The organism is Burkholderia sp. lig30, from assembly GCF_000687455.2.
Lineage (GTDB): Bacteria > Pseudomonadota > Gammaproteobacteria > Burkholderiales > Burkholderiaceae > Burkholderia.
The window spans coordinates 14,191-34,497 of the sequence record NZ_JGVW01000133.1; the positions used below are offsets into that span (position 1 = coordinate 14,191).

Sequence of the window (20,307 nt, forward strand, 5' to 3'; positions counted from 1 at the left end):
GGTTTCGTGCCGCATCTCGCGATCGCACGCTCGGACGAGGCCGGGCCCTGCCACCTGCTGGCGGTACGGCCACTCGTGTATCTGTCGCGCCGCCCCGACGCGGCGCTCGTCGGGCACTTGCGAGAGCGCCGCTGGGACGTGCTGTGCGCGAAGTCCGCGCACGACGCGCAGCGGCTCGTGAAGCCCGATCTCGCGCACGCGGGGATCGTCGATCTCGACGGCTTCGCATCGCGCGAGCTGACGCCGCTCGAGCCGGTGCTGCGGCATCAGCAGATCGGCTGGGTCGCGCTCGCCGATCCCGCGCGGCTCGCGGAGCCCGACATCCGCAAGCTGATCCGGCAATACTGTTTCGACTACATCAAGGGCACGCCGACGCACACGACGATCGACTACCTCGTCGGCCACGCGTACGGAATGGTGACGCTCTGCGACCTCGAACTCGCGAGCGACGTCGCGGCGCCCGGCGACGACGAGATGGTCGGCACCTGCGACGCGATGCAGCGGTTGTTCCGCACGATCCGCAAGGTCGCGAACACCGACGCGGCGGTATTCATCTCCGGCGAATCCGGCACCGGCAAGGAGCTGACCGCGCTCGCGATCCACGAGCGCTCGTCGCGGCGCAAGGCGCCGTTCGTCGCGATCAACTGTGGCGCGATCCCGCATCACCTGCTGCAATCGGAGCTGTTCGGCTACGAGCGCGGTGCGTTCACCGGCGCGAACCAGCGCAAGATCGGCCGCGTCGAGTCCGCGCACGGCGGCACGCTGTTCCTCGACGAAATCGGCGACATGCCGCTCGAGAGCCAGGCGAGCATGCTGCGCTTCCTGCAGGAGGGCAGGATCGAGCGGCTCGGCGGCCACGAATCGATCCCGGTCGACACGAGGATCATCTCCGCCACGCATGTCGATCTCGACGCCGCGATGCGCGACGGGCACTTTCGCGCCGACCTGTTTCACCGGCTCTGCGTGCTGCGGATCGACGAGCCGCCGCTGCGCGCCCGCGGCAAGGATATCGAGCTGCTTGCGCATCACGTGCTGCTGAAGTTCCGCAGCGACGGCGCCCGCAAGATCCGCGGCTTCACGCCGTGCGCGGTCGAGGCGATGTACAACTACCCGTGGCCCGGCAACGTGCGCGAACTGATCAACCGGATCCGCCGCGCGATCGTGATGGCGGACAGCCGGCTGATCTCGGCGTCCGATCTCGACCTCGGGCAATACACGGCCCAGCAGTCGACGACACTTGCCGAGGCGCGCGAGCGCGCGGAGAAACGCGCGATCGAGGCTGCGCTGCTGCGCCACCGGCACCGGCTCGCCGAGGCGGCGGCGGAACTCGGCATTTCGCGCGTCACGCTGTACCGGCTGATGGGCGCGCACGGGCTGAGGGACCTGTCCGACACCGAGCAGCGCGCGGCGGCGGGCGACGACGAGCACGGCGAGTAGGCACGGCGGCGCGGGCCGCCGCGCCCGACGCCGGCCGGCAATCCGGTAGAATCGGCGCCATTCTGTCCCTGCGCTTTCCCATCCTACGTTCATGACGACGCTGACCCTGATCGTCGCGCGCGCCCGCAACGGCGTCATCGGCCGCGACAACCAGTTGCCCTGGAAACTTCCCGAGGACCTCGCGTTCTTCAAGCGCACGACGATGGGCGCGCCGATCGTCATGGGCCGCAAGACCCACGAATCGATCGGGCGGCCGCTGCCGGGGCGCCGCAACATCGTCGTGTCGCGCGACGCGGCGCGGCGCTTCGACGGCTGCGACACCGTGACGTCGCTCGCCGACGCGCTCGCGCTCGCCGCGCACGACGGCGCGCCCGAGGCATTCCTGATCGGCGGCGCGCAGCTCTATGCGGAGGGCATCGAGCACGCCGACAAGCTGGTCGTCACCGAGATCGACGCCGATTTCGACGGCGACGCGACCTTCCCGGCCCCCGATCCGGCGCGCTGGCAGGAAGTGTCGCGCGACACGCACCAGGCGGCCGCGCCGAACGCGTTCGCGTACGCGTTCGTCGTCTACGCGCGCAAGCGCGGCTGATCCGCGCGCAAAACGAAACAGCCCGACCGGCTCGCGCCGGTCGGGCTGTCGTCATCCGGCCCGCGCGCGCCGCCCGTTCAGGAGCAGCACGCGCGCACCCCGCGCGGCTTACTGGCCGGCGATCGTCATCTGCTCGATGAGCACCGAGCCGGTTTCCTTCGTGCCGCGCACGATCGAATCCGAGCCGATCGCGACGATGTGCCGGAACATGTCCTGCAGCGTGCTCGCGACGGTGATTTCCTCGACCGGATACTGGATCACGCCGTTCTCCACCCAGAAGCCCGCCGCGCCGCGCGAGTAGTCGCCCGTCACATAGTTCACGCCCTGCCCCATCAGCTCGGTCAGCAACAGGCCGGTGCCGAGCTTCTTCAGCATCGCGTCGAAATCGTCGCCCGCCTCCGTCAGCGAACTCCTCAGCGCGAGGTTGTGCGAGCCGCCCGCGTTGCCGGTCGTCTGCGTGCCGAGCTTGCGCGCCGAATAGGTCGACAGGAAATAACCCTCGACGACGCCGTCCTTGACGACACTGCGCGCGCGCGTGCGCACGCCTTCCTCGTCGAACGGCGCGCTGCCCATCGCACGCCGCACGTGCGGATCCTCGACGACCTGCACGTGCGGTGCGAACACCGGCTTGCCGAGGCTGTCGACGAGGAACGAGGTCTTGCGATACAGCGCGCCGCCGCTCACCGCCTGCACGAACGCGCCGAGCAGCCCCGCCACGAGCGGCGCCTCGAACAGCACCGGCACCTTGCGGGTATCGAGCCGGCGCGCGCCCATCCGCGCGAGCGCGCGTTCGGCCGCATAGCGGCCCACCGCTTCCGGCGCGGCGAGATCGGCGGCGCTGCGCTTCGACGAATACCAGTCGTCGCGCTGCATCTGCCGGCCGCTGCCGGCGATCGGCGCGCACGCGATGTAGTGGCGCGAATACGGGTAGCCGGCGAGGAAGCCGCGGCTCGTCGCCAGCACGAATTGCGAATGCTGCGCGGACACGCTCGCGCCTTCCGAATTGCGGATCTGCGGGCTCACCGCGAACGCGGCGTCTTCCGCGCGGCGCGCGATCTCGACCGCCTCGTCGGCGGACAGCTCCCACGGGTGATACAGCTCGAGGTCTTGCGGCGCGTTTTCCAGCAGCTCGGCTTCGGCGAGCCCGGCCGCGTCGTCCTCGGCGGTGAAGCGCGCGATGTTGTACGCGGCGGCAACAGTGTCCTTGAGCGCGGCCGGAGAAAAATCCGACGTGCTCGCGTTGCCGCGCTTCTTGCCGATGAACACGGTTACGCCGACCATCTTGTCGCGGTTGTGCTCGATCGTCTCGACCTCGCCGCGCCGCACCGACACCGACAGGCCGTCGCCTTCGGAAATTTCGGTCGCGGCGTCCGTCGCGCCGATCGCCTTCGCATGGCGGAGGATGTCCGAGGCGATTTCTTTCAGCTGGTCCTGCGTATGCGGGAAATAACGCGCTTGCGCGTCGAGATTGGCAGCCATCTTCGTGTTATCCGGTGGCGGGCCGACGGCCCGCGTGTGTCAAAAGGTGCGTATCCCGCGATCATAGCAAGGTCCGGGGCGCCGCAACGGAGAAGCTGGGGGCGCCCGCGCCGCGATACAATGCCGCCCATGACACGCAAAACCCGTATTCAGCCGATCGAGCACGCCGACGACGACGCCGGCCACGGCTACGATCGCCCCAGCAAATCCCAGTTGAAACGCGAGATGCACGAGCTGCAGACGCTCGGCCAGGCGCTCGTCGACCTGCCGAAGGACGCACTCAAGCGCATGCCGATGCCCGAGAGTCTCGGTGATGCAGTGCGCGAAGCGCGCCGCATCACCGACCACGAAGGCAAGCGCCGCCAGCTCCAGTACGTCGGCCGCGTGATGCGCTCGCTCACCGACGACGAGACGGCCGCGCTGCGCACCGCGCTCGACGCGCAGCGCGGCGTGAACAAGGCCGCGACCGCGCGCCTGCACTGGATCGAACGCACCCGCGAGCAGTTGCTCGCCGACGACGCGGCGCTGACGGAATTCATCCGCCAGCATCCGGACGCGGACGTGCAGGAAGGCCGCACGCTGATCCGCAACGCGCGCCGGGAAACCCAGCAGGGCAAGCCGCCGCGCTACTACCGCGAGCTGTTCCAGTGGGTCAAGACGGCGAGCGGCGCGGCGGCCTCGGACGACGACGACGCCGAGCCCGCCGGGGACGACCATGACGACGAAGCGTAACCCTCCCGACGAACTGGTGGTCGGCCTCGTGTCGATCAGCGACCGCGCGAGCAGCGGCGTCTACGAGGACAAGGGCATTCCCGCGCTGCAGGACTGGCTGCGCGGCGCGCTCACGTCGCCGTGGCGTGCCGAGACGCGTCTGATCCAGGACGACGCGCCGACGATCTCGGCGACGCTCGTCGAGCTCGTCGATGTGGCGGGCTGCGATCTCGTGCTGACGACGGGCGGCACCGGCCCCGCGCGCCGCGACGTGACGCCCGAGGCGACGCTCGCGGTGGCGACGAAGGACATGCCGGGATTCGGCGAGCAGATGCGGCAGATCAGCCTGAACTTCGTGCCGACCGCGATCCTGTCGCGGCAGGTCGCGGTGATCCGCGAGACCGCCGGTCACGCGGCGCTGATCGTCAACCTGCCCGGCCAGCCGAAGTCGATCAAGGAAACGCTCGAAGGCCTGCGCGCCGGCGACGGCCGGCCGGCCGTGCCCGGCATCTTCGCCGCGGTGCCGTACTGCATCGACCTGATCGGCGGCCCGTACGTCGAGACCGACGCCGCGGTGGTCGCGGCGTTCCGTCCGAAGAGCGCGTTGCGCGCCCCGAAATGACGCGCGGCCGGCTGCCGGCTCAGGCGGCCGGCGCGACGTTGTCCGCCGGGGCGGCTGCGGCCGCGGCCGGCACGAGGAAGTGCTTGCGGTAGTACTTCAGCTCGTCGATCGACTCGTGGATGTCGGCGAGCGCGGTGTGCATCGCGCGCTTCTGGAACCCCTTGTAGATCGCCGGCTGCCAGCGGCGGCACAGCTCCTTGAGCGTGCTGACGTCGAGATTGCGGTAGTGGAAGAAGCGCTCCAGGTCGGGCATCCAGCGCGCCATGAAGCGGCGGTCCTGGCAGATCGAGTTGCCGCACATCGGCGACTTGCCCGGCGGCACGTGCTGCGCGAGGAACGCCTGGAGCTGCGCGGCAGCGTCCTCCTCGGTCACGGTCGACGCGCGCACGCGGTCGATCAGGCCGGAACGGCCGTGGGTGGTCTTGTTCCAGTCGTCCATCTTCGCGAGCGTCGCGTCGCTCTGGTGGATCGCGAATACCGGGCCTTCGACCATGATCTCGAGCGTCGAGTTGGTCACGACGACCGCGATCTCGATGATGCGGTCGTTATCCGGGTCGAGGCCCGTCATTTCCATGTCGAGCCAGACGAGGTTCAGCTCGTTGCGCACGAGTTGGGGCTGGCTGGTGGAAGCGGGAATTTCGGTCATGAGTCATCCTGGAAAATGGCGGGCGGCGCCGCAGCGCCGCGCGAGCGGCCGGCAGCGCACATGCGGGGCCGGTCCGCAAGAACATATAATTCTCGCATAGAACCCTTTGGCGCCTTCGATGTCACCTTATTCGTTCACCCTGCTGTTCGCGCTCGCCGTGCTCGCGATGGTCGTCACCAAGCTGTGGCTCGCGTCGCGGCAGGTGCGCTTCGTCGCGGCGCACCGCAATCGCGTACCCCCGCAATTCAGCGCAACCATTCCGCTCAACGCGCACCAGCGCGCGGCCGACTACACGGTCGAGCGCACCCGGCTGACGATGCTCGAGATCGTCGTCAGCGCCGCGGTGCTGGTCGGGCTCACGCTGCTCGGCGGCGTCGGCGCGTTCGATGCGGCGCTGAGCGGCTGGCTCGGGCGCGGCTACGCGCAGCAAGTCGCGCTCGTCGCGTCCGTGTTCGCGGTCACGAGCGCGATCGACCTGCCGTTCGAGTATTACCGGCAGTTCGGCATCGAGGCGCGCTTCGGCTTCAACCGGATGACGCGGCGCCTGTTCTTCACCGACATGCTGAAGAACGCGCTGCTCGGCGCCGCGCTCGGCCTGCCGCTGCTGTTCGTCGTGCTGTGGCTGATGAACCAGGCCGGCAGCCTGTGGTGGCTGTGGACCTGGGCGGTCTGGGTCGGCTTCCAGCTGCTCGTCCTGCTGATCTATCCGACCTTCATCGCGCCGCTCTTCAACAAGTTCGAGCCGCTGAAGGACGACGCGCTGCGCGAGCGCATCGAGCGGCTGATGAAGCGCTGCGGCTTCGCGGCCAAGGGCCTGTTCGTGATGGACGGCAGCCGCCGCTCCGCGCACGGCAACGCCTACTTCACCGGCTTCGGCGCGTCGAAGCGGATCGTGTTCTTCGATACGTTGCTCGCGCGGCTGTCCGGCAACGAGATCGAGGCCGTGCTCGCGCACGAGCTCGGGCATTTCAAGCGCCGCCACGTGATGAAGCGCATGCTGGTGTCGTTCGTGCTGAGCCTCGCGATGCTTGCGCTGCTCGGCTGGCTCGCGCAGCGGACCTGGTTCTTCACCGGGCTCGGCGTCACGCCGTCGCTCGGCAGCAGCAACGCGGGCGCGGCGCTCGTGCTGTTCTTCCTCGCGATTCCGGTGTTCCTGTTCTTCGCGACGCCGGTCGGCAGCCTCACGTCGCGCAAGCACGAATTCGAGGCGGACGCGTTCGCGGCCAGCCAGACCGATGCGCAGGATCTCGTCAACGCGCTCGTCAAGCTCTACGAGGACAACGCGTCGACGCTGACGCCCGACCCGCTCTACACCGCGTTCTACTATTCGCACCCGCCTGCGTCGCAGCGGATCGACCGGCTGCTGAAACTCGCATGAGCCGGCCGACCTCCCCCCGCAAACCGGCCCCGCGCGCATCAGGCGCGGAACGTGCCGAAGGCCGCGTGATCGCGGCGCACGGCCGCCACTACATCGTCGCGCCCGACGACGGCGGCCCGATGCTGCAGTGCTTTCCGCGCGGCAAGAAAAGCGAGGTCGCGGTCGGCGACCGCGTCACGTACGAGCGCACGTCCGCCGATCAGGGCGTGATCGCCGCGATCGGCGAACGGCACAACCTGCTGTACCGCTCCGACCAGTTCAAGTCGAAGCTGTTCGCGGCCAATCTCGACCAGTTGCTGATCGTGCTCGCGACCGAGCCCTATTTCAGCGAGGATCTGCTCGGGCGCGCGCTAATCGCCGCCGAGGCGAACGAGCTGAAGCCACTCATCGTGCTGAACAAGATCGACGTCGAGGCCGCGCTGCCGGTCGCGCGCGCGCGGCTCGCGCCGTACCGGGCGCTCGGCTACGACGTGCTGGAACTGTCGGTCAAGGGCGCGCCCGACGACGCGCGCGCGCAACTCGCGCCGCACCTTGCCGGCCGTTCGACGATCCTGCTCGGGCAGTCGGGGATGGGCAAGTCGACGCTCGTCAACCTGCTCGTGCCCGATGCGGAAGCGGCGACTCGCGAAATCTCGGCCGCGCTCAACAGCGGACGCCACACGACGACGTTCACCCGCCTCTATCCGCTGCCCGAAAGCGGCGCGCTGATCGATTCGCCGGGCTTTCAGGAGTTCGGCCTCTATCATCTGACGGAAGGCCGGCTCGAGCGCGCGTTTCCGGAATTCCGCCCGCTGCTCGCGCACTGCCGTTTCTATAATTGTCATCACCTGCACGAGCCGGGCTGCGCGATTCTCGAGGCCGTCGCCGAGGGCCGCGTCGCGCCGACCCGGCATGCGCTGTACGCGCAACTCGTGCACGAGGCGAGCCAGATCGTGCGCTGACCGCGATTGCCGGGCGGACCGCGCCAGCGGCGCGTTCCGCACGTGAACCGCCCCGCGCGCCGGCCGCCCCGCCGACAGGAGGCGTCATGCGTTTCAGGGCTCCGGATCTCGCCACCGCGCAGCATTGGGCCAATGTCCTCGAAGCCGCCGGCATCGGCTGCGAGCTGCACAACCGCTATGCGACGGGCGCGCTCGGCGGCATTCCCGCCGACGCCTGCGCGCCCGAGATCTGGCTCGACGACGAACGCGACGACGCGCTCGCCCACCGCTTGCTCGACGCCGCGTCGCACGGCCCCGCTGCCGGCGCGACGCCGTGGCGCTGCAGGCACTGCGGCGAGGAGCTCGAAGCGCAGTTCACCGCATGCTGGCATTGCGGCGCGGCACGCGACCCGCGCGACGGCTGACGCCCAGCAAAAAGGCCGGCATCGAGCCGGCCTTCCCGTTTCCTGCGAATCCGCTTCCGCAGCCGCGTCAGGACACCCAGACGGCGATCGTCAGCATCAGCAACAGGATCATCCACAGGATCACCGCGCGCCAGACGAGGCCGACAGCGGATTGCAGCGTGCGCGGCGTGCAGTCGTCGCCGACCGTGACCGGCCCGCTGTCGCCGACCGCCAGAACGTCGACGCTCGACTGCTCGGCGAGCGGCCCGGCAAGGCGCGCGCCAAGCGCACCGCTGCCTGCCGCCAGCAGCACGCCGTCGTTCGGGTCGGGCCACTGGCGCGTGTGGTTACGCCACGCGTAGATCGCGTCCTCGAAGTTGCCGACGATCGCGAAACCGAGCGCCGTCAGGCGTGCCGGCACCCAGTCGATCACGAAGAACGCACGCTGCGCGAACGTCGAGAATGCGGCGGTGCGATCGTCGCCGGGCGTCGACCAGCTGCGCGCGAGGTATTCGGAGATGCGGTACAGCACCGCGCCTGCCGGACCGATCGGCAGCACATACCAGAAGAACACGCCAAATACGTGGCGATGCGACGCGACGACCGCGTGGATCAGCGTATGGCGGACGATTTCGCCGACCGGCATGTCGACCGTGTCCATCCCCGTCCATTCGTTGAGGATTTCCCGCGCGCGCGGCACGTCGTCGTTGTTGAGCGCGAGATGGATGTCGGTGAAATAGTGGCTGAACTGGCGGAAGCCGAGCGTGAAATAGACGACGGCGACGTTCCACAGGAACGCCAGCGCGAAGCTCACCTTGTACAGCAGGAAATAGACGAGCGCGGTGGCCAGTACCCAAGGCAGGACGACCGCGAGCCATGCGAGGACGCCGTGCTTCTGCTTGCCGGCGTCGAGACCGTGCGCGACGGTTTCCGCATGAAACTGGAACAACGCAAACACCGGATTGCTCGGTGATAGCGCGCGAACCTGTTCGATGATCAGGGCAAGAAGAACCGAAAAGAAAGTCATGCGTGGCGCCGTCTTCGGGTTATGTCATTTTTTGCATAACGATAGCACAGCGTAAGCCTCGCATGGCCCCATGCGCCGCGTGCCGGCCGCGCCGCGGATGCCGCGCGCAGCGCCGGATTTCATCCTGCCGCCAGGAAGCGGTAAAGATTGCGCAACATGCCGGCAGTTGCGCCCCAGATGAAGTAATGCGCGCCCGCATCGCCATTGGGATAAGGCATCGCAAAAAAACGACGCTCGCCGCCGTCCCAGCGAAACACGCGCACCTGGTGGTTGGCCGGATTCATCAGGAACGCGAGCGGCACTTCGAATATCTCGGCGACTTCGAGCGTGTCCGCCTGCATGGTGAACGGCGGATGCACGAGGCCGACGACGGGCGTCACGCAGAATCCGGTTCCCGTCAGGTAGTCCGGCAGCGCGCCGAGGACTTCCACCCGTTCGCCGGCAAGCCCGATCTCTTCCTTCGCCTCGCGCAACGCGGTGGCCGTCGCATCGTGGTCGAACGGCTCGCGCCGGCCGCCGGGAAAGCTGATCTGCCCCGCGTGGTCGTTCAGGTGATCGGCGCGCTGCGTGAGCAGCACGGTCAGGCCCGCTTCGCGCGCGACCAGCGGCACCAGCACCGCGGCGCTGCGTGGATCGATGCCCTCGACGAGACGCGCCTCGGAAGGCTCCTCGATCCATTCGAGCGCGTGCGCGAAGCGGTCGCGCAACCCGCACGGCGTCATCCGCCGGCCGTCGATGGCCGGCAGACCGACGCCGGTCGTTTCGACCGGCAGCACTTCGGGATCGATGATGGGGCGGCGATTCAATGGAACTCCGTGTCCTCGGGCGATATGAGCATATTGTCGCGCCAGAATGAAAAAAGCACCCGGGTGGGTGCTTTTTTCTTACAGCTCTTACGCTTACGCTTGCGGAGCAGCAGCGGCGCGATCCTTCGACACCAGCTTTTCCTTGATTCGAGCCGACTTGCCCGAACGCTCGCGCAGGTAGTACAGCTTCGCGCGACGGACGTCACCGCGACGCTTCACGACGATGCTTGCCAGCAGCGGCGAGTAGGTCTGGAACGTACGCTCGACACCTTCGCCCGACGAGATCTTGCGGACGATGAACGCCGAGTTCAGGCCGCGGTTGCGCTTCGCGATCACGACGCCTTCGTAGGCCTGAACGCGCTTGCGGGTACCTTCAACCACGTTCACGTTCACGATCACCGTGTCGCCCGGGGCGAATTCGGGAATCGTCTTGCCGGCGAGCGCGCGCTCGATCTCTTCCTGCTCAAGTTTTTCGATCAGATTCATCACTGACTCCTAAAGCCATCTTGTCGGCGTTTGCGCCCGCCTGTGCCCAGGCCCGGCCCCGATAGAGGATGGATTCACATCAGGTGCCGCGCACGCATGCGCAGCACCGCCAATTCCCGCTCGCGAAGCCGCCTCAGGAGGCGTTTTTCGCTTCGCGCGCGAGGTTCGCGAGCCATGCTTCGTCGGCACGGCTCAGCAACTTGTCGCGGCGCGCCCGCGCAATCAGGTCGGGACGCTTCAGCCACGTGTTTCTCAATGCTTCCTGGCGCCGCCAGCGCTCGATCTCGGCATGATGCCCGCCGAGCAGCACGTCCGGCACCCGCATGCCCTCGTATTCCTCGGGACGCGTGTAATGCGGACAATCGAGCAGCCCGTCGACGAAGCTGTCCTGCACGGCCGATTGCGCGTCGTTCAGCACGCCAGGCAGCAGACGGACGACGGCATCCATCATCGCCATCGCCGGCAGCTCGCCGCCGGACAGCACGAAATCGCCAAGGCTGATTTCCTCGTCGACGCAACGGTCGAGCAGGCGCTGATCAATCGCCTCGTAACGGCCGCACAGCACGATGACGCCCGGCTCCTGAGCCATCCGTACGACGCGCTCGTGCGTGAGCGGCGCGCCCTGCGGCGACATCATCACGACGCGCGTGCTCGCGACGCCCTGCTCCGCCTGCGCCGCCTTCGCGGCGCCGATCGCGGCTTCGAGCGGCCTGGCCAGCATCACCATGCCCGGACCGCCACCGTAAGGCCGATCGTCGACCGTGCGGTAGTTGTCCGTCGTGAAATCACGCGGATTCCAGGTGCGAAGCCCGAAGCGCCCCTGCTTCACGGCCCGGCTGGTGATTCCCCAGTCGGTCAACGCGCGGAACATTTCGGGAAAGAGCGTGACGATATCGAACTGCACCGCGCTCTCCGTGACCTGGTTCATTTCAGTAATCGGCTTCCCAGTCGACGACAATGCGACGCGCCGCCTGATCCACCGTTTTGACGTACACCCCGACGAACGGAATCAGCCGCTCGGCGGTCACCGGCTGGCCGTCTTTCCCGGTCGCCGGATATTCGACACGCATGATCGAATGCACACCGTTGTCGATCATGCCGGCCACCTTACCGAGCGCCACCGCCTTTTCGTTGATGACGTCGAGACCGATCAGATCGACCCAGTAAAACTCGTCCGCTGCGAGCGCCGGAAAATCCTCCCGGCGCACGAACACGCGGGTACCGCGCAGCGACAGCGCCGCGTCGCGATCACCGACGCCGGCGAGATGCGCGACGACCGTGTCGCCATGCGTCTTCGCCTGCTCGATGCAGACAGACTGGCGCTCCGCGCCTTTTTGCAGCAGCCACCAGCGGCGCGCCTTCAACAGCGCGTCGCCGCCGCGACCGGCGTCGGCATGGGTCGCAATCTTGACCCACCCCTTGAGGCCGTAAGCGTCGACCACCGCACCAACCTCGACAGCATCGTCGGGCCAGGCCTGCGTGGCCTCGAGGCCACCCTGTTCCGCCGCTGCCGCGCTGGCGTCCGTAACCGAACCGCGCTCGGCCGGCTTGCGGACGAACGCACCGAACGATGCACGCGCGCGCTTGGCGCTACCGGAATCGTGCTCCGCCATCACTGAACCTCACGGCCGGCACGACCGGCATGCAGCGCCATCCCGCTCACGCAGCCGGTTGCGCCTTTTGCGCTTGCTTCACGAGACGCTCGACGGTCGGCGACAGTTGCGCGCCAACGCCTTGCCAGTACGTCAGGCGGTCCTGAGCGATACGCAGCGATTCGCCCTTCGTGGCGACCGGGTTGTAGAAGCCGACGCGTTCGATGAAGCGGCCGTCACGACGGTTACGCGAATCGGTAGCAACGATGTTGTAGAACGGGCGCTTCTTCGAGCCGCCGCGAGCCAGACGGATGATAACCATATGAAATCCTTCGGGAAAACCGGGTTCGAAACTACTGAAACGTGCGATTATAGCTGGAAACCAGTGGCACAACAAACACTTACGCGCAAAATTCCGCAGACGCCGCGCGGGCGGGCATACAATCGCCCTGTCACGGACCTTCCGCCGCCGCCATGCCGCTCGCTTGCGCCATGACACGCCGCGCGCAGCGCCGCGTTGCCGCACTGCTCGCCGGCGTAGCCTGTTTCCTCCCCGCCGCGGCGCCCGCCGAGAGCCTGCCGCTCGCCCAGCTCGTGCTGCCACCCGGCTTTCACATCACACTGCTGAGCGACGCCGTGCCGGCCGCACGCGAAATGGCGTGGTCGCCACGCGGCATCCTGTACGTCGGCAGCATGGAGGGGCGCGTGCACGCGCTCGTGGTGCGCGACGGCGAGGTGCTCGCCCATCACGTGATTGCGTCCGGGCTGACGATGCCGGTCGGCGTCGCCTATCGGGACGGCGCGCTGTACGTGTCGGCCGTCTCCCGCATTCTGCGCCTCGATCGCATCGACAGCCAGCTGGCGGCGCCGCCGAACCCCGTGGTCGTCACCGACGCGCTGCCGAGCGGGCGCCATCACGGCTGGAAGTTCATTGCGTTCGGCCCGGACGGCAAGCTGTACGTGCCGACGGGCGCACCATGCAACGTCTGCCTGGTCGATCGCGACCGCTACGCGATCATCGCACGCATGAATCCGGACGGCAGCCGCCAGGAAGTCGTCGCGCGCGGCGTGCGCAATACGGTCGGGTTCGCGTGGCACCCGGACACCGGCGAGCTGTGGTTCACCGACAACGGGCGCGACATGATGGGCGACGACGTGCCGGACGACAAACTCAACCGGGCGCCCCGCGCCGGGCTCGATTTCGGCTTTCCGTTCTGCCACGGCGGCGACACGCCCGATCCCGAATTCGGCAGCAAGGAAGCGTGCCGCCGCTACACCGGCCCCGTGCTCAAGCTCGGCGCTCACGTCGCGTCGCTCGGCATGCGCTTCTATACAGGAACGATGTTCCCCGCCGCGTACCGCAACAACATCTTCATTGCCGAACACGGCTCGTGGAACCGCAGCACGAAGGTCGGCTATCGCGTGATGCGGGTCGTCGCGTCGGCGGACGGCAGCCACGCGCGGCAGACGCCGTTCGTGAGCGGCTGGCTGCGGCCCGACGGCTCCGTGTGGGGGCGCCCGGCCGACGTGCTGCAGTTGCCCGACGGCTCGCTGCTCGTCAGCGACGACTACGCCGGCGCGATCTACCGGGTCACCTATGCGGCACCGTGACGCAGAACGGGGATGACCGCGCCGATACCGCCATCGTAGAATGCGGACCGGGCAGCGCGCCTGCGCCGCCGGCAGTCGATACCAAACACACGATATTCCCGCCACTTATGTCCAGCAGCACGCCTTCGCCCCGCCGCTTCCGCTCCAAGACGCTCACCGCCGCCTTGGCGTTCCTGTTCGGCTCGATCGGCGCGCACCGCTTCTATCTGTACGGCTGGCGGGACGTGTTCGGCTGGGCGCACCTGATCGGCACGCTGATCGGCATTCCCGGCTTCCTGCTGCTGTCGGCCTCCGAACGCACGGCCAGCCTCGGCTGGTGGCTCGCGATGCCCGGCGCGATCTCGCTCCTCGCGGCATTCCTCGCGGCGATCGTGTACGGCCTGCGCCCCGACGAAAAATGGGACGCGCAATTCAATGCCGGCACCGGCAAGCACAGCCGTTCGGGCTGGACGGTCATCATCATCGTCAGCTTCTCGCTGCTGGTCGGCGCGTTCCTGCTGATGACGTCGCTCGCGCTGTCGTTCCAGACGTATTTCGAATCGCAGGTCGAAGCGGCCAAGCAGATCTCCCAGTAACGGCGGCATTCAGAACAGCTTCAGCTGCGCGTCGTCGGGCGCCGAACCCGCGCACAACGTCGCCGGCATCCGAAACTGCGACACGTCCAGGATGCCGTTCGTCCGCTCGTTCAGCCCCAGGCGCCTGACCGCCTGACGAAAGCGCTGCCGCAGCAGATCGGCCCAGATCCCCTCGCCCTTCATGCGCCGGCCGAACGCCGGCTCGTAATCCTTGCCGCCACGCATGTCGCGCACGCGGTTCATCACACGCTCCGCGCGATCCGGAAAATGCGCGGCCAACCAGCGCCTGAACAGCGGCGCGACCTCCCACGGCAGGCGCAGGATGATGTAGCTCGCATGCGTCGCGCCCGCCTCCGCGCAGGCTTCGAGCACGCGCTCCATGTCGGGCTCGGTGACGAACGGAATCACCGGCGCGATGCTCACGCCGACCGGCACGCCCGCGTCGCTCAGCGCTCGAATCGTGCGGAGCCGGCGCGCCGGCGTCGACGCGCGCGGCTCGAGCGCGCGCGCGAGATCGGCGTCGAGCGTCGTGATCGTGACCGCCGCCATCACCTGGCCGCGCGCCGCCATCGGTGCGAGCAGGTCGAGATCACGCTCGATCAGCGATGATTTCGTGATCGCGGCGAACGGCAGGCCGTGATCGTGCATCACCTGGATCACGCTGCGCGTGATGCGCAAATCCCGCTCGACGGGCTGGTACGCGTCGGTATTGACGCCGAGTGCGACCGGCTCGGGCACGAATTGTTTCTTCGCAATCTCGCGCGCCAGCAACTCGGCGGCATTGACCTTCGCGTAGATGCGGCTCTCGAAATCGAGGCCCGGCGACAGCCCGAGATAACTGTGCGTCGGACGCGCGAAACAGTAGATGCAGCCGTGCTCGCAGCCGCGATACGGATTCAGCGACACGCTGAACGGGATATCGGGCGACTGGTTGCGCGTCAGGATGCTGCGGGCGCGCTCCTCGAACACCTGCGTACGCAGCGGTGCAGGCAGATCGTCGCCTTGCTCGACGTGCGTCCAGCCGTCGTCGACCGCCTCTCGCTGCGCCGTCTCGTACCGCCCCTGCAGATTGTCGACCGCGCCGCGCCCCTTTCGAGGCGCAGGCGGCATAACCGGAAACTCTCCAACGAATCGATCATTCATTTACCCCGCCCAGTCACATGCACACCGAATACTGTACATTTATACAGTATTCGGTGTGGCGTGCCAAGGGCTCGGGCGGGCTATTCCTCGACCGCGATCGTCAGCGTCTCCTTGATCTCCTCCATCACGACGTAGCTCTTCGACTGCACCGCGCCCGGCAGCTGCAGCAGGATGTCGCCGAGCAGCTTGCGATAGTCGGCCATCTCGCCGATGCGCGCCTTGATCAGATAGTCGAAGTCGCCGGACACGAGGTGGCACTCGAGCACCTCGTCGATCTTCATCACTTCGCGGCGAAACTGGTCGAACATGTTGCCGCTCTTGTGGTCGAGCGTGATCTCGACGAACACCAGCAGCGCCGCGCCGAGCTGGGCCGGGTCGACCCGCGCGTGATAGCCGGTGATGACGCCGTCCCGCTCCATGCGCCGCACGCGCTCGATACATGGCGTGACGGTCAGGCCGACCTGCTCGGCGAGATCCTTCATCGCCATGCGGCCGTCGTCCTGCAACAGCTTGAGGATGCGACGGTCGAGCTTGTCGAGCTGCCGTACTGGCTGACGTTGAGTTCTCATGTTTATCTACTGAAAATCTAAAAAATACGATAACAAAACCTACTGATTCGACAATACCATAGCGCGAAAAACTAGGTCAGCTAGAGGAATCACGGAGCCGCGGGTGCAACCGGCTTTTATCTGGCCCTTCCTTTTTGGAGCATCTATGCGAGTCGTCGTTTTGGGCAGCGGTGTGGTCGGCGTGGCAAGCGCGTATTACCTCGCGCGCGCCGGTCATGAAGTCACGGTGATCGATCGGGAGGCTGGCCCGGCGCTCGACACGAGCTTCGCGAACGCGGGGCAGATCTCGCCCGGCTATGCCGCGCCGTGGGCCGCGCCCGGCGTGCCGCTCAAGGCGGTCAAATGGATGTTCGAGAAGCACGCGCCGCTCGCGATCCGTCTCGACGGCACCCGCTTCCAGCTGCAATGGATGTGGCAGATGCTGCGCAACTGCACGCCCGAGCGCTATGCGGTCAACAAGGGCCGCATGGTGCGTCTCGCCGAATACAGCCGCGACTGCCTGCAGGCGCTGCGCGCCGATACCGGCATCCAGTATGAAGGCCGAACGGGCGGCACGCTGCAGCTGTTCCGCACGCAGCAGCAGCTCGACGGCGCCGCGAAGGACATCGCCGTGCTGCGCGAAGCGAACGTGCCGTTCGAACTGCTCACGCCCGCCGACCTGAAAAAGGCCGAGCCGGCGCTCGCCTCGGTATCGCACAAGCTGACGGGCGGCCTGCGCCTGCCGGGTGACGAAACCGGCGACTGCCAGTTGTTCACGACGCGCCTCGCCGCGCTCGCCGAAGGCCTCGGCGTGAAGTTCCGCTACAACACGCCGATCGACGCGCTGGCGCTCGCCGGCGGCAAGATCGCGGGCGTCCAGTGCGGCAGCGAAACGGTTCGCGCCGATGCGTTCGTCGTCGCGCTCGGCTCGTACTCGACGCGCTTCGTCGCGAACCTGATGAAGATCCCCGTGTATCCGCTCAAGGGCTATTCGATCACCGCGCCGATCGTCAACGAGGCAGCCGCGCCGGTCTCGACGGTGCTCGACGAGACCTACAAGATCGCGATCACGCGCTTCGACGACCGGATCCGCGTCGGCGGCATGGCGGAGATCGTCGGCTTCGACAAGCGCCTGCGCGACGCGCGCCGCGAAACGCTCGAGATGTGCGTGAACGACCTGTTCCCGGGCGGCGGCGACACGTCGAAGGCAACCTTCTGGACCGGCCTGCGCCCGATGACGCCGGACGGCACGCCGATCGTCGGCCGCACGCCGGTGTCGAACCTGTTCATGAACACCGGCCACGGCACGCTCGGCTGGACCATGTCGTGCGGCTCCGGCCAGTTGCTCGCCGACCTGATCTCGGGCAAGAAGCCGGCGATCCTGGCGGACGACCTGTCGGTACACCGCTACCTGAAGGAAACCGCCGGCGCACACCGCCCCGCGTACGCATAATCCGCGCCCGCCCGCGGCGACGCGGGCAGGACGCTCCCCCTCGCACACGGCGCCCTCGGGCGCCGTGTGCGCTGTGCGGCACGCGCACAAGCTCAGAACTGGTCTTCGGCCAGCGCGAGCACGCTCTGGCCGCTCTTCGCGCTGACGATCGACGCTTCGAGCCCGCCCGCCTGCACGAGGATGTGCTCGGCATAGAACTGCGCGATCGCGATCTTCGCATCGTGGAACGCCGGATCGTCCGCACGGCGGCGTTGCGCGGCGAGCAGCCCGCGCGCCATCTGCCAGCCGCACAGCACGATGCCCGCGAGCTTCAGGTACGGGACGCTGCCGGCAAATACCGCGTTCGGGTCGCGCTTCGCGTTCTCGACGACGAAATCGACCGCCGCGGCCAGCGCCCGCGCGCCCTGCTCCAGCCGTGCCTTCATCGACGCGGCCGCGACACCTTCCGCGCGGCCCAGCGCGTCGACCGTCTGCGCGATCTCGCCAAGCAGCGCCTTCGCCACCGCGCCGCCGTCGCGCACCGTCTTGCGGCCGACGAGGTCGTTCGCCTGAATCGCGGTCGTGCCTTCGTAGATCGCGAGAATCCGCGCATCGCGGTAGTACTGCGCCGCACCGGTTTCCTCGATGAACCCCATGCCGCCGTGCACCTGCACGCCGAGGCTCGCGACCTCGTTGACCATCTCGGTGCTCCAGCCCTTCACGACCGGCACCAGGTACTCGTAGATCGCCTGATGGCGCTCCCGCGCGGCCGCGTCGGGATCGCGATGCGCGTGGTCGCCGTGCGCCGCCGCGACATACGCCAGCGCCCGCGCGCCTTCCGTCATCGCGCGCATCGCCGCCAGCATCCGGCGCACGTCCGGGTGATGGATGATCGTCACGGACTGCGTCGCCGACCCGTCGACGGGACGGCTCTGCACGCGCTCCTTCGCGAACGCCGCGGCCTTCTGGTACGCCTGCTCGGCGACGCCGATGCCCTGCATGCCGACGCCGAAGCGCGCCGCGTTCATCATGATGAACATGTATTCGAGGCCACGATTCTCGTCGCCGACCAGATAGCCGGTCGCGCCGCCGTGATCGCCGTACTGGAGCACCGCGGTCGGGCTCGCCTTGATGCCGAGCTTGTGCTCGATCGACACGCAGTGAACGTCGTTGCGCGCGCCGAGGCTGCCATCGTCGTTGACGAGGAATTTCGGCACGATGAACAGCGAGATGCCCTTCACGCCCTCCGGTGCGCCCGGCGTGCGCGCGAGCACCAGATGGACGATGTTGCCGGCCATGTCGTGCTCGCCCCACGTGATGAAGATTTTCGTGCCGAAGACCTTGTACGAGCCGTCGGCCTGCGGCTCGGCGCGCGAGCGCACGAGCGCGAGATCGGAGCCGGCCTGCGGCTCGGTCAGGTTCATCGTCCCGGTCCACTCGCCCGAGATCAGCTTCGGCACGTAGCGTTGCTTCTGCGCATCGGTGCCCGCGGTCAGCAGTGCCTCGATCGCGCCGTCCGTCAGCAGCGGGCACAGCGCGAACGACAGATTCGACGCGTTCAGCATCTCGATGCACGGCGTCGCGATCAGTTTCGGCAGGCCCTGACCGTCGTACTCGGCCGGATGCTGGAGCCCCTGCCAACCGCCTTCGACGAACTGACGGAAAGCCTCCTTGAAGCCCGGCGTCGCCGTCACTTCGCCATTGCTCCAGCTGCTCGGATGGCGGTCGCCTTCGGCATTCAGTGGTGCCAGCACTTCGCCGCAGAATTTCGCAGATTCGTCGAGCACGGCCTGCGCGGTGTCGAAGCCTGCGTCTTCGAAACCGGGCAGCTTCGCGACGTCGTCGATGCCGGCCAGTTCCTTCAGCACGAACAGCATGTCCTTGACGGGTGCGATGTAGCTCATGTTGCTCCTCTCATTTCTCTTTCTGCATATGGCGTAAAAAAGGGGCGCTCATCGCGCCCCTTGTGCCGTGTGCGTTACCGCCGATGCCTCACGCGCGGCGCATGCCGCGCATCAGCCCAGCTCGCTCACCAGTTCCGGCACGAGCGCGAACAGGTCGCCCACCAGGCCGTAGTCCGCCACGCTGAAGATCGGCGCTTCCGGATCCTTGTTGATCGCAACGATCACCTTCGAATCCTTCATCCCGGCCAGATGCTGGATCGCACCCGAGATGCCCACTGCGATGTACAACTGCGGCGCGACGATCTTGCCGGTCTGGCCGACCTGGTAGTCGTTCGGCACGTAGCCCGCGTCGACTGCCGCGCGCGACGCGCCCAGCGCCGCCTGCAGCTTGTCCGCCAGCGGCTCCAGCACCTTCGTGTAGTTCTCGCCGCTGCCGAGACCCCGGCCGCCCGACACGATGATCTTCGCGCTCGTCAGTTCCGGACGGTCCAGCTTCGTCACCTCGCGGCTGACGAACTGCGACACGCCCGCGTCCGCCGCCGCGCCGATCGGCTCGACCGTCGCGCTGCCGCCTTCCGCCGCCACCGGGTCGAAGCCCGTCGAACGCACCGTGATCACCTTGACCGGATCGCTCGACTGCACCGTCGCGATCGCGTTGCCCGCGTAGATCGGGCGCTCGAACGTGTCGGCCGAATCAACCGCCGTGATGTCCGAGATCTGCGCGACGTCCAGCTTCGCCGCCAGGCGCGGCGCGATGTTCTTGCCGTACGCGGTGGCCGGCGCGAGGATGTGCGAGTAGTCCTTCGCGATGTTCAGCGCCGTCGCCTCGACGTTCTCCGCCAGGCCTGCGGCCAGCTGCGGCGCGTCGGCCAGCAGCACCTTCGACACACCTGAGATCTTCGCCGCTGCGTCTGCAGCCGCTTGCGCATTGTGGCCCGCGACCAGCACATGAATGTCACCGCCGATCTTCGCTGCCGCCGCCACCGTGTTCAGC

General features: G+C 67.6%; 22 protein-coding genes. 10 read left to right on the plus strand and 12 right to left on the minus strand.

Annotated features, from left to right (window positions below):
- Positions 1–6 precede the first annotated feature (6 nt).
- Positions 7–1,437: a sigma-54 dependent transcriptional regulator gene (locus LIG30_RS23780; protein WP_235510391.1), complete on the plus strand. Its 1,431-nt coding sequence runs from the start codon at positions 7–9 to the stop codon at positions 1,435–1,437.
- 91 nt (positions 1,438–1,528) lie between these two features.
- Positions 1,529–2,029: a dihydrofolate reductase gene (locus LIG30_RS23785; protein ID WP_038716085.1), complete on the plus strand. Its 501-nt coding sequence runs from the start codon at positions 1,529–1,531 to the stop codon at positions 2,027–2,029.
- Between the two features lie 108 nt (positions 2,030–2,137).
- Here the strand turns inward: LIG30_RS23785 and pmbA are convergent, their stop codons facing one another.
- Positions 2,138–3,508, minus strand: a complete 1,371-nt coding sequence (gene pmbA, locus LIG30_RS23790) for a metalloprotease PmbA (RefSeq protein WP_038716087.1) — start codon at positions 3,506–3,508, stop codon at positions 2,138–2,140.
- A 129-nt stretch (positions 3,509–3,637) separates the two neighbouring features.
- Between pmbA and yjgA the strand changes: the two genes are divergently transcribed.
- Entirely contained in the window at positions 3,638–4,240 is a 603-nt protein-coding gene (gene yjgA, locus LIG30_RS23795; RefSeq protein ID WP_326973060.1) for a ribosome biogenesis factor YjgA, read from the plus strand.
- Complete coding sequence (gene mog, locus LIG30_RS23800; RefSeq protein WP_083494164.1) at positions 4,224–4,841, plus strand: molybdopterin adenylyltransferase; 618 nt, start codon at positions 4,224–4,226, stop codon at positions 4,839–4,841. Before yjgA ends, mog begins: the two co-directional genes overlap by 17 nt.
- Before the next feature lie 19 nt (positions 4,842–4,860).
- On the opposite strand, the gene orn is transcribed toward mog, so the two are convergent.
- Entirely contained in the window at positions 4,861–5,487 is a 627-nt protein-coding gene (orn, locus tag LIG30_RS23805) for an oligoribonuclease (RefSeq protein ID WP_038716093.1), read from the minus strand.
- A gap of 118 nt (positions 5,488–5,605) precedes the next feature.
- Between orn and LIG30_RS23810 the strand changes: the two genes are divergently transcribed.
- The 3 genes from LIG30_RS23810 (at position 5,606) to LIG30_RS23820 (ending at position 8,210) form a co-directional block, all read left to right on the plus strand.
- The gene (locus tag LIG30_RS23810; protein WP_038716095.1) at positions 5,606–6,865 is read left to right on the plus strand and encodes a M48 family metallopeptidase; all 1,260 of its coding nucleotides are present in this window, start codon (positions 5,606–5,608) and stop codon (positions 6,863–6,865) included.
- Positions 6,862–7,806, plus strand: coding sequence for a ribosome small subunit-dependent GTPase A (gene rsgA, locus LIG30_RS23815; RefSeq protein ID WP_038716097.1), 945 nt, complete (start codon positions 6,862–6,864; stop codon positions 7,804–7,806). Before LIG30_RS23810 ends, rsgA begins: the two co-directional genes overlap by 4 nt.
- A gap of 86 nt (positions 7,807–7,892) precedes the next feature.
- Positions 7,893–8,210 carry a putative signal transducing protein gene (locus tag LIG30_RS23820; RefSeq protein WP_038716098.1) on the plus strand — a complete coding sequence of 106 codons (318 nt, stop codon included), beginning with the start codon at positions 7,893–7,895 and terminating at the stop codon, positions 8,208–8,210.
- A 67-nt stretch (positions 8,211–8,277) separates the two neighbouring features.
- Here LIG30_RS23820 and LIG30_RS23825 read toward each other — a convergent pair whose 3' ends face one another.
- The 6 genes from LIG30_RS23825 to rpsP all read right to left on the minus strand — a co-directional run bounded on the left by LIG30_RS23825 (position 8,278) and on the right by rpsP (position 12,422).
- Positions 8,278–9,216: a CobD/CbiB family protein gene (locus tag LIG30_RS23825; protein ID WP_038716099.1), complete on the minus strand. Its 939-nt coding sequence runs from the start codon at positions 9,214–9,216 to the stop codon at positions 8,278–8,280.
- Between the two features lie 119 nt (positions 9,217–9,335).
- Positions 9,336–10,022, minus strand: a complete 687-nt coding sequence (locus tag LIG30_RS23830) for a CoA pyrophosphatase (RefSeq protein WP_038716102.1) — start codon at positions 10,020–10,022, stop codon at positions 9,336–9,338.
- 93 nt (positions 10,023–10,115) lie between these two features.
- On the minus strand, positions 10,116–10,508 hold the full coding sequence (gene rplS / locus LIG30_RS23835; protein WP_038716103.1) for a 50S ribosomal protein L19: 393 nt from the start codon (positions 10,506–10,508) through the stop codon (positions 10,116–10,118).
- A 133-nt stretch (positions 10,509–10,641) separates the two neighbouring features.
- Positions 10,642–11,436 carry a tRNA (guanosine(37)-N1)-methyltransferase TrmD gene (gene trmD, locus LIG30_RS23840; protein ID WP_038716106.1) on the minus strand — a complete coding sequence of 265 codons (795 nt, stop codon included), beginning with the start codon at positions 11,434–11,436 and terminating at the stop codon, positions 10,642–10,644.
- A gap of 1 nt (position 11,437) precedes the next feature.
- Positions 11,438–12,121: a ribosome maturation factor RimM gene (gene rimM, locus LIG30_RS23845; protein WP_038716108.1), complete on the minus strand. Its 684-nt coding sequence runs from the start codon at positions 12,119–12,121 to the stop codon at positions 11,438–11,440.
- Positions 12,122–12,167: 46 nt separating this feature from the next.
- Positions 12,168–12,422, minus strand: coding sequence for a 30S ribosomal protein S16 (rpsP, locus tag LIG30_RS23850; protein ID WP_010091769.1), 255 nt, complete (start codon positions 12,420–12,422; stop codon positions 12,168–12,170).
- A gap of 152 nt (positions 12,423–12,574) precedes the next feature.
- Between rpsP and LIG30_RS23855 the strand changes: the two genes are divergently transcribed.
- Both LIG30_RS23855 and LIG30_RS23860 read left to right on the plus strand, forming a co-directional pair.
- A complete protein-coding gene (locus LIG30_RS23855) occupies positions 12,575–13,711 on the plus strand; it encodes a PQQ-dependent sugar dehydrogenase (protein ID WP_038716109.1) in 1,137 nt (378 codons plus the stop codon).
- A gap of 107 nt (positions 13,712–13,818) precedes the next feature.
- Positions 13,819–14,286: an NINE protein gene (locus LIG30_RS23860; protein ID WP_038716110.1), complete on the plus strand. Its 468-nt coding sequence runs from the start codon at positions 13,819–13,821 to the stop codon at positions 14,284–14,286.
- A 9-nt stretch (positions 14,287–14,295) separates the two neighbouring features.
- Here LIG30_RS23860 and LIG30_RS23865 read toward each other — a convergent pair whose 3' ends face one another.
- A complete protein-coding gene (locus LIG30_RS23865; protein WP_038716111.1) occupies positions 14,296–15,429 on the minus strand; it encodes a PA0069 family radical SAM protein in 1,134 nt (377 codons plus the stop codon).
- 80 nt (positions 15,430–15,509) lie between these two features.
- Entirely contained in the window at positions 15,510–15,998 is a 489-nt protein-coding gene (locus LIG30_RS23870) for an Lrp/AsnC ligand binding domain-containing protein (protein WP_038716114.1), read from the minus strand.
- A gap of 145 nt (positions 15,999–16,143) precedes the next feature.
- Between LIG30_RS23870 and LIG30_RS23875 the strand changes: the two genes are divergently transcribed.
- Positions 16,144–17,430: a D-amino acid dehydrogenase gene (locus tag LIG30_RS23875; RefSeq protein ID WP_038716115.1), complete on the plus strand. Its 1,287-nt coding sequence runs from the start codon at positions 16,144–16,146 to the stop codon at positions 17,428–17,430.
- A gap of 92 nt (positions 17,431–17,522) precedes the next feature.
- Here the strand turns inward: LIG30_RS23875 and LIG30_RS23880 are convergent, their stop codons facing one another.
- Both LIG30_RS23880 and LIG30_RS23885 read right to left on the minus strand, forming a co-directional pair.
- Entirely contained in the window at positions 17,523–19,313 is a 1,791-nt protein-coding gene (locus tag LIG30_RS23880) for an acyl-CoA dehydrogenase (RefSeq protein ID WP_038716116.1), read from the minus strand.
- A gap of 111 nt (positions 19,314–19,424) precedes the next feature.
- The gene (locus LIG30_RS23885) at positions 19,425–20,306 is read right to left on the minus strand and encodes an electron transfer flavoprotein subunit alpha/FixB family protein (RefSeq protein WP_235510390.1); all 882 of its coding nucleotides are present in this window, start codon (positions 20,304–20,306) and stop codon (positions 19,425–19,427) included.
- Between the last annotated feature and the right edge of the window lies 1 nt (position 20,307).

What these genes read in the sequence shown, in the direction of transcription:
- LIG30_RS23785 (WP_038716085.1), top strand. Translation starts at nt 1,529, where the DNA reads ATGACGACGCTGACCCTGATCGTCGCGCGCGCCCGCAACGGCGTCATC.
- pmbA (WP_038716087.1), bottom strand. Translation starts at nt 3,508, where the DNA reads ATGGCTGCCAATCTCGACGCGCAAGCGCGTTATTTCCCGCATACGCAG.
- yjgA (WP_326973060.1), top strand. Translation starts at nt 3,638, where the DNA reads ATGACACGCAAAACCCGTATTCAGCCGATCGAGCACGCCGACGACGAC.
- mog (WP_083494164.1), top strand. Translation starts at nt 4,224, where the DNA reads ATGACGACGAAGCGTAACCCTCCCGACGAACTGGTGGTCGGCCTCGTG.
- orn (WP_038716093.1), bottom strand. Translation starts at nt 5,487, where the DNA reads ATGACCGAAATTCCCGCTTCCACCAGCCAGCCCCAACTCGTGCGCAAC.
- LIG30_RS23810 (WP_038716095.1), top strand. Translation starts at nt 5,606, where the DNA reads ATGTCACCTTATTCGTTCACCCTGCTGTTCGCGCTCGCCGTGCTCGCG.
- rsgA (WP_038716097.1), top strand. Translation starts at nt 6,862, where the DNA reads ATGAGCCGGCCGACCTCCCCCCGCAAACCGGCCCCGCGCGCATCAGGC.
- LIG30_RS23820 (WP_038716098.1), top strand. Translation starts at nt 7,893, where the DNA reads ATGCGTTTCAGGGCTCCGGATCTCGCCACCGCGCAGCATTGGGCCAAT.
- LIG30_RS23825 (WP_038716099.1), bottom strand. Translation starts at nt 9,216, where the DNA reads ATGACTTTCTTTTCGGTTCTTCTTGCCCTGATCATCGAACAGGTTCGC.
- rplS (WP_038716103.1), bottom strand. Translation starts at nt 10,508, where the DNA reads ATGAATCTGATCGAAAAACTTGAGCAGGAAGAGATCGAGCGCGCGCTC.
- trmD (WP_038716106.1), bottom strand. Translation starts at nt 11,436, where the DNA reads ATGAACCAGGTCACGGAGAGCGCGGTGCAGTTCGATATCGTCACGCTC.
- rimM (WP_038716108.1), bottom strand. Translation starts at nt 12,121, where the DNA reads ATGGCGGAGCACGATTCCGGTAGCGCCAAGCGCGCGCGTGCATCGTTC.
- rpsP (WP_010091769.1), bottom strand. Translation starts at nt 12,422, where the DNA reads ATGGTTATCATCCGTCTGGCTCGCGGCGGCTCGAAGAAGCGCCCGTTC.
- LIG30_RS23855 (WP_038716109.1), top strand. Translation starts at nt 12,575, where the DNA reads ATGCCGCTCGCTTGCGCCATGACACGCCGCGCGCAGCGCCGCGTTGCC.
- LIG30_RS23860 (WP_038716110.1), top strand. Translation starts at nt 13,819, where the DNA reads ATGTCCAGCAGCACGCCTTCGCCCCGCCGCTTCCGCTCCAAGACGCTC.
- LIG30_RS23865 (WP_038716111.1), bottom strand. Translation starts at nt 15,429, where the DNA reads ATGAATGATCGATTCGTTGGAGAGTTTCCGGTTATGCCGCCTGCGCCT.
- LIG30_RS23870 (WP_038716114.1), bottom strand. Translation starts at nt 15,998, where the DNA reads ATGAGAACTCAACGTCAGCCAGTACGGCAGCTCGACAAGCTCGACCGT.
- LIG30_RS23875 (WP_038716115.1), top strand. Translation starts at nt 16,144, where the DNA reads ATGCGAGTCGTCGTTTTGGGCAGCGGTGTGGTCGGCGTGGCAAGCGCG.
- LIG30_RS23880 (WP_038716116.1), bottom strand. Translation starts at nt 19,313, where the DNA reads ATGAGCTACATCGCACCCGTCAAGGACATGCTGTTCGTGCTGAAGGAA.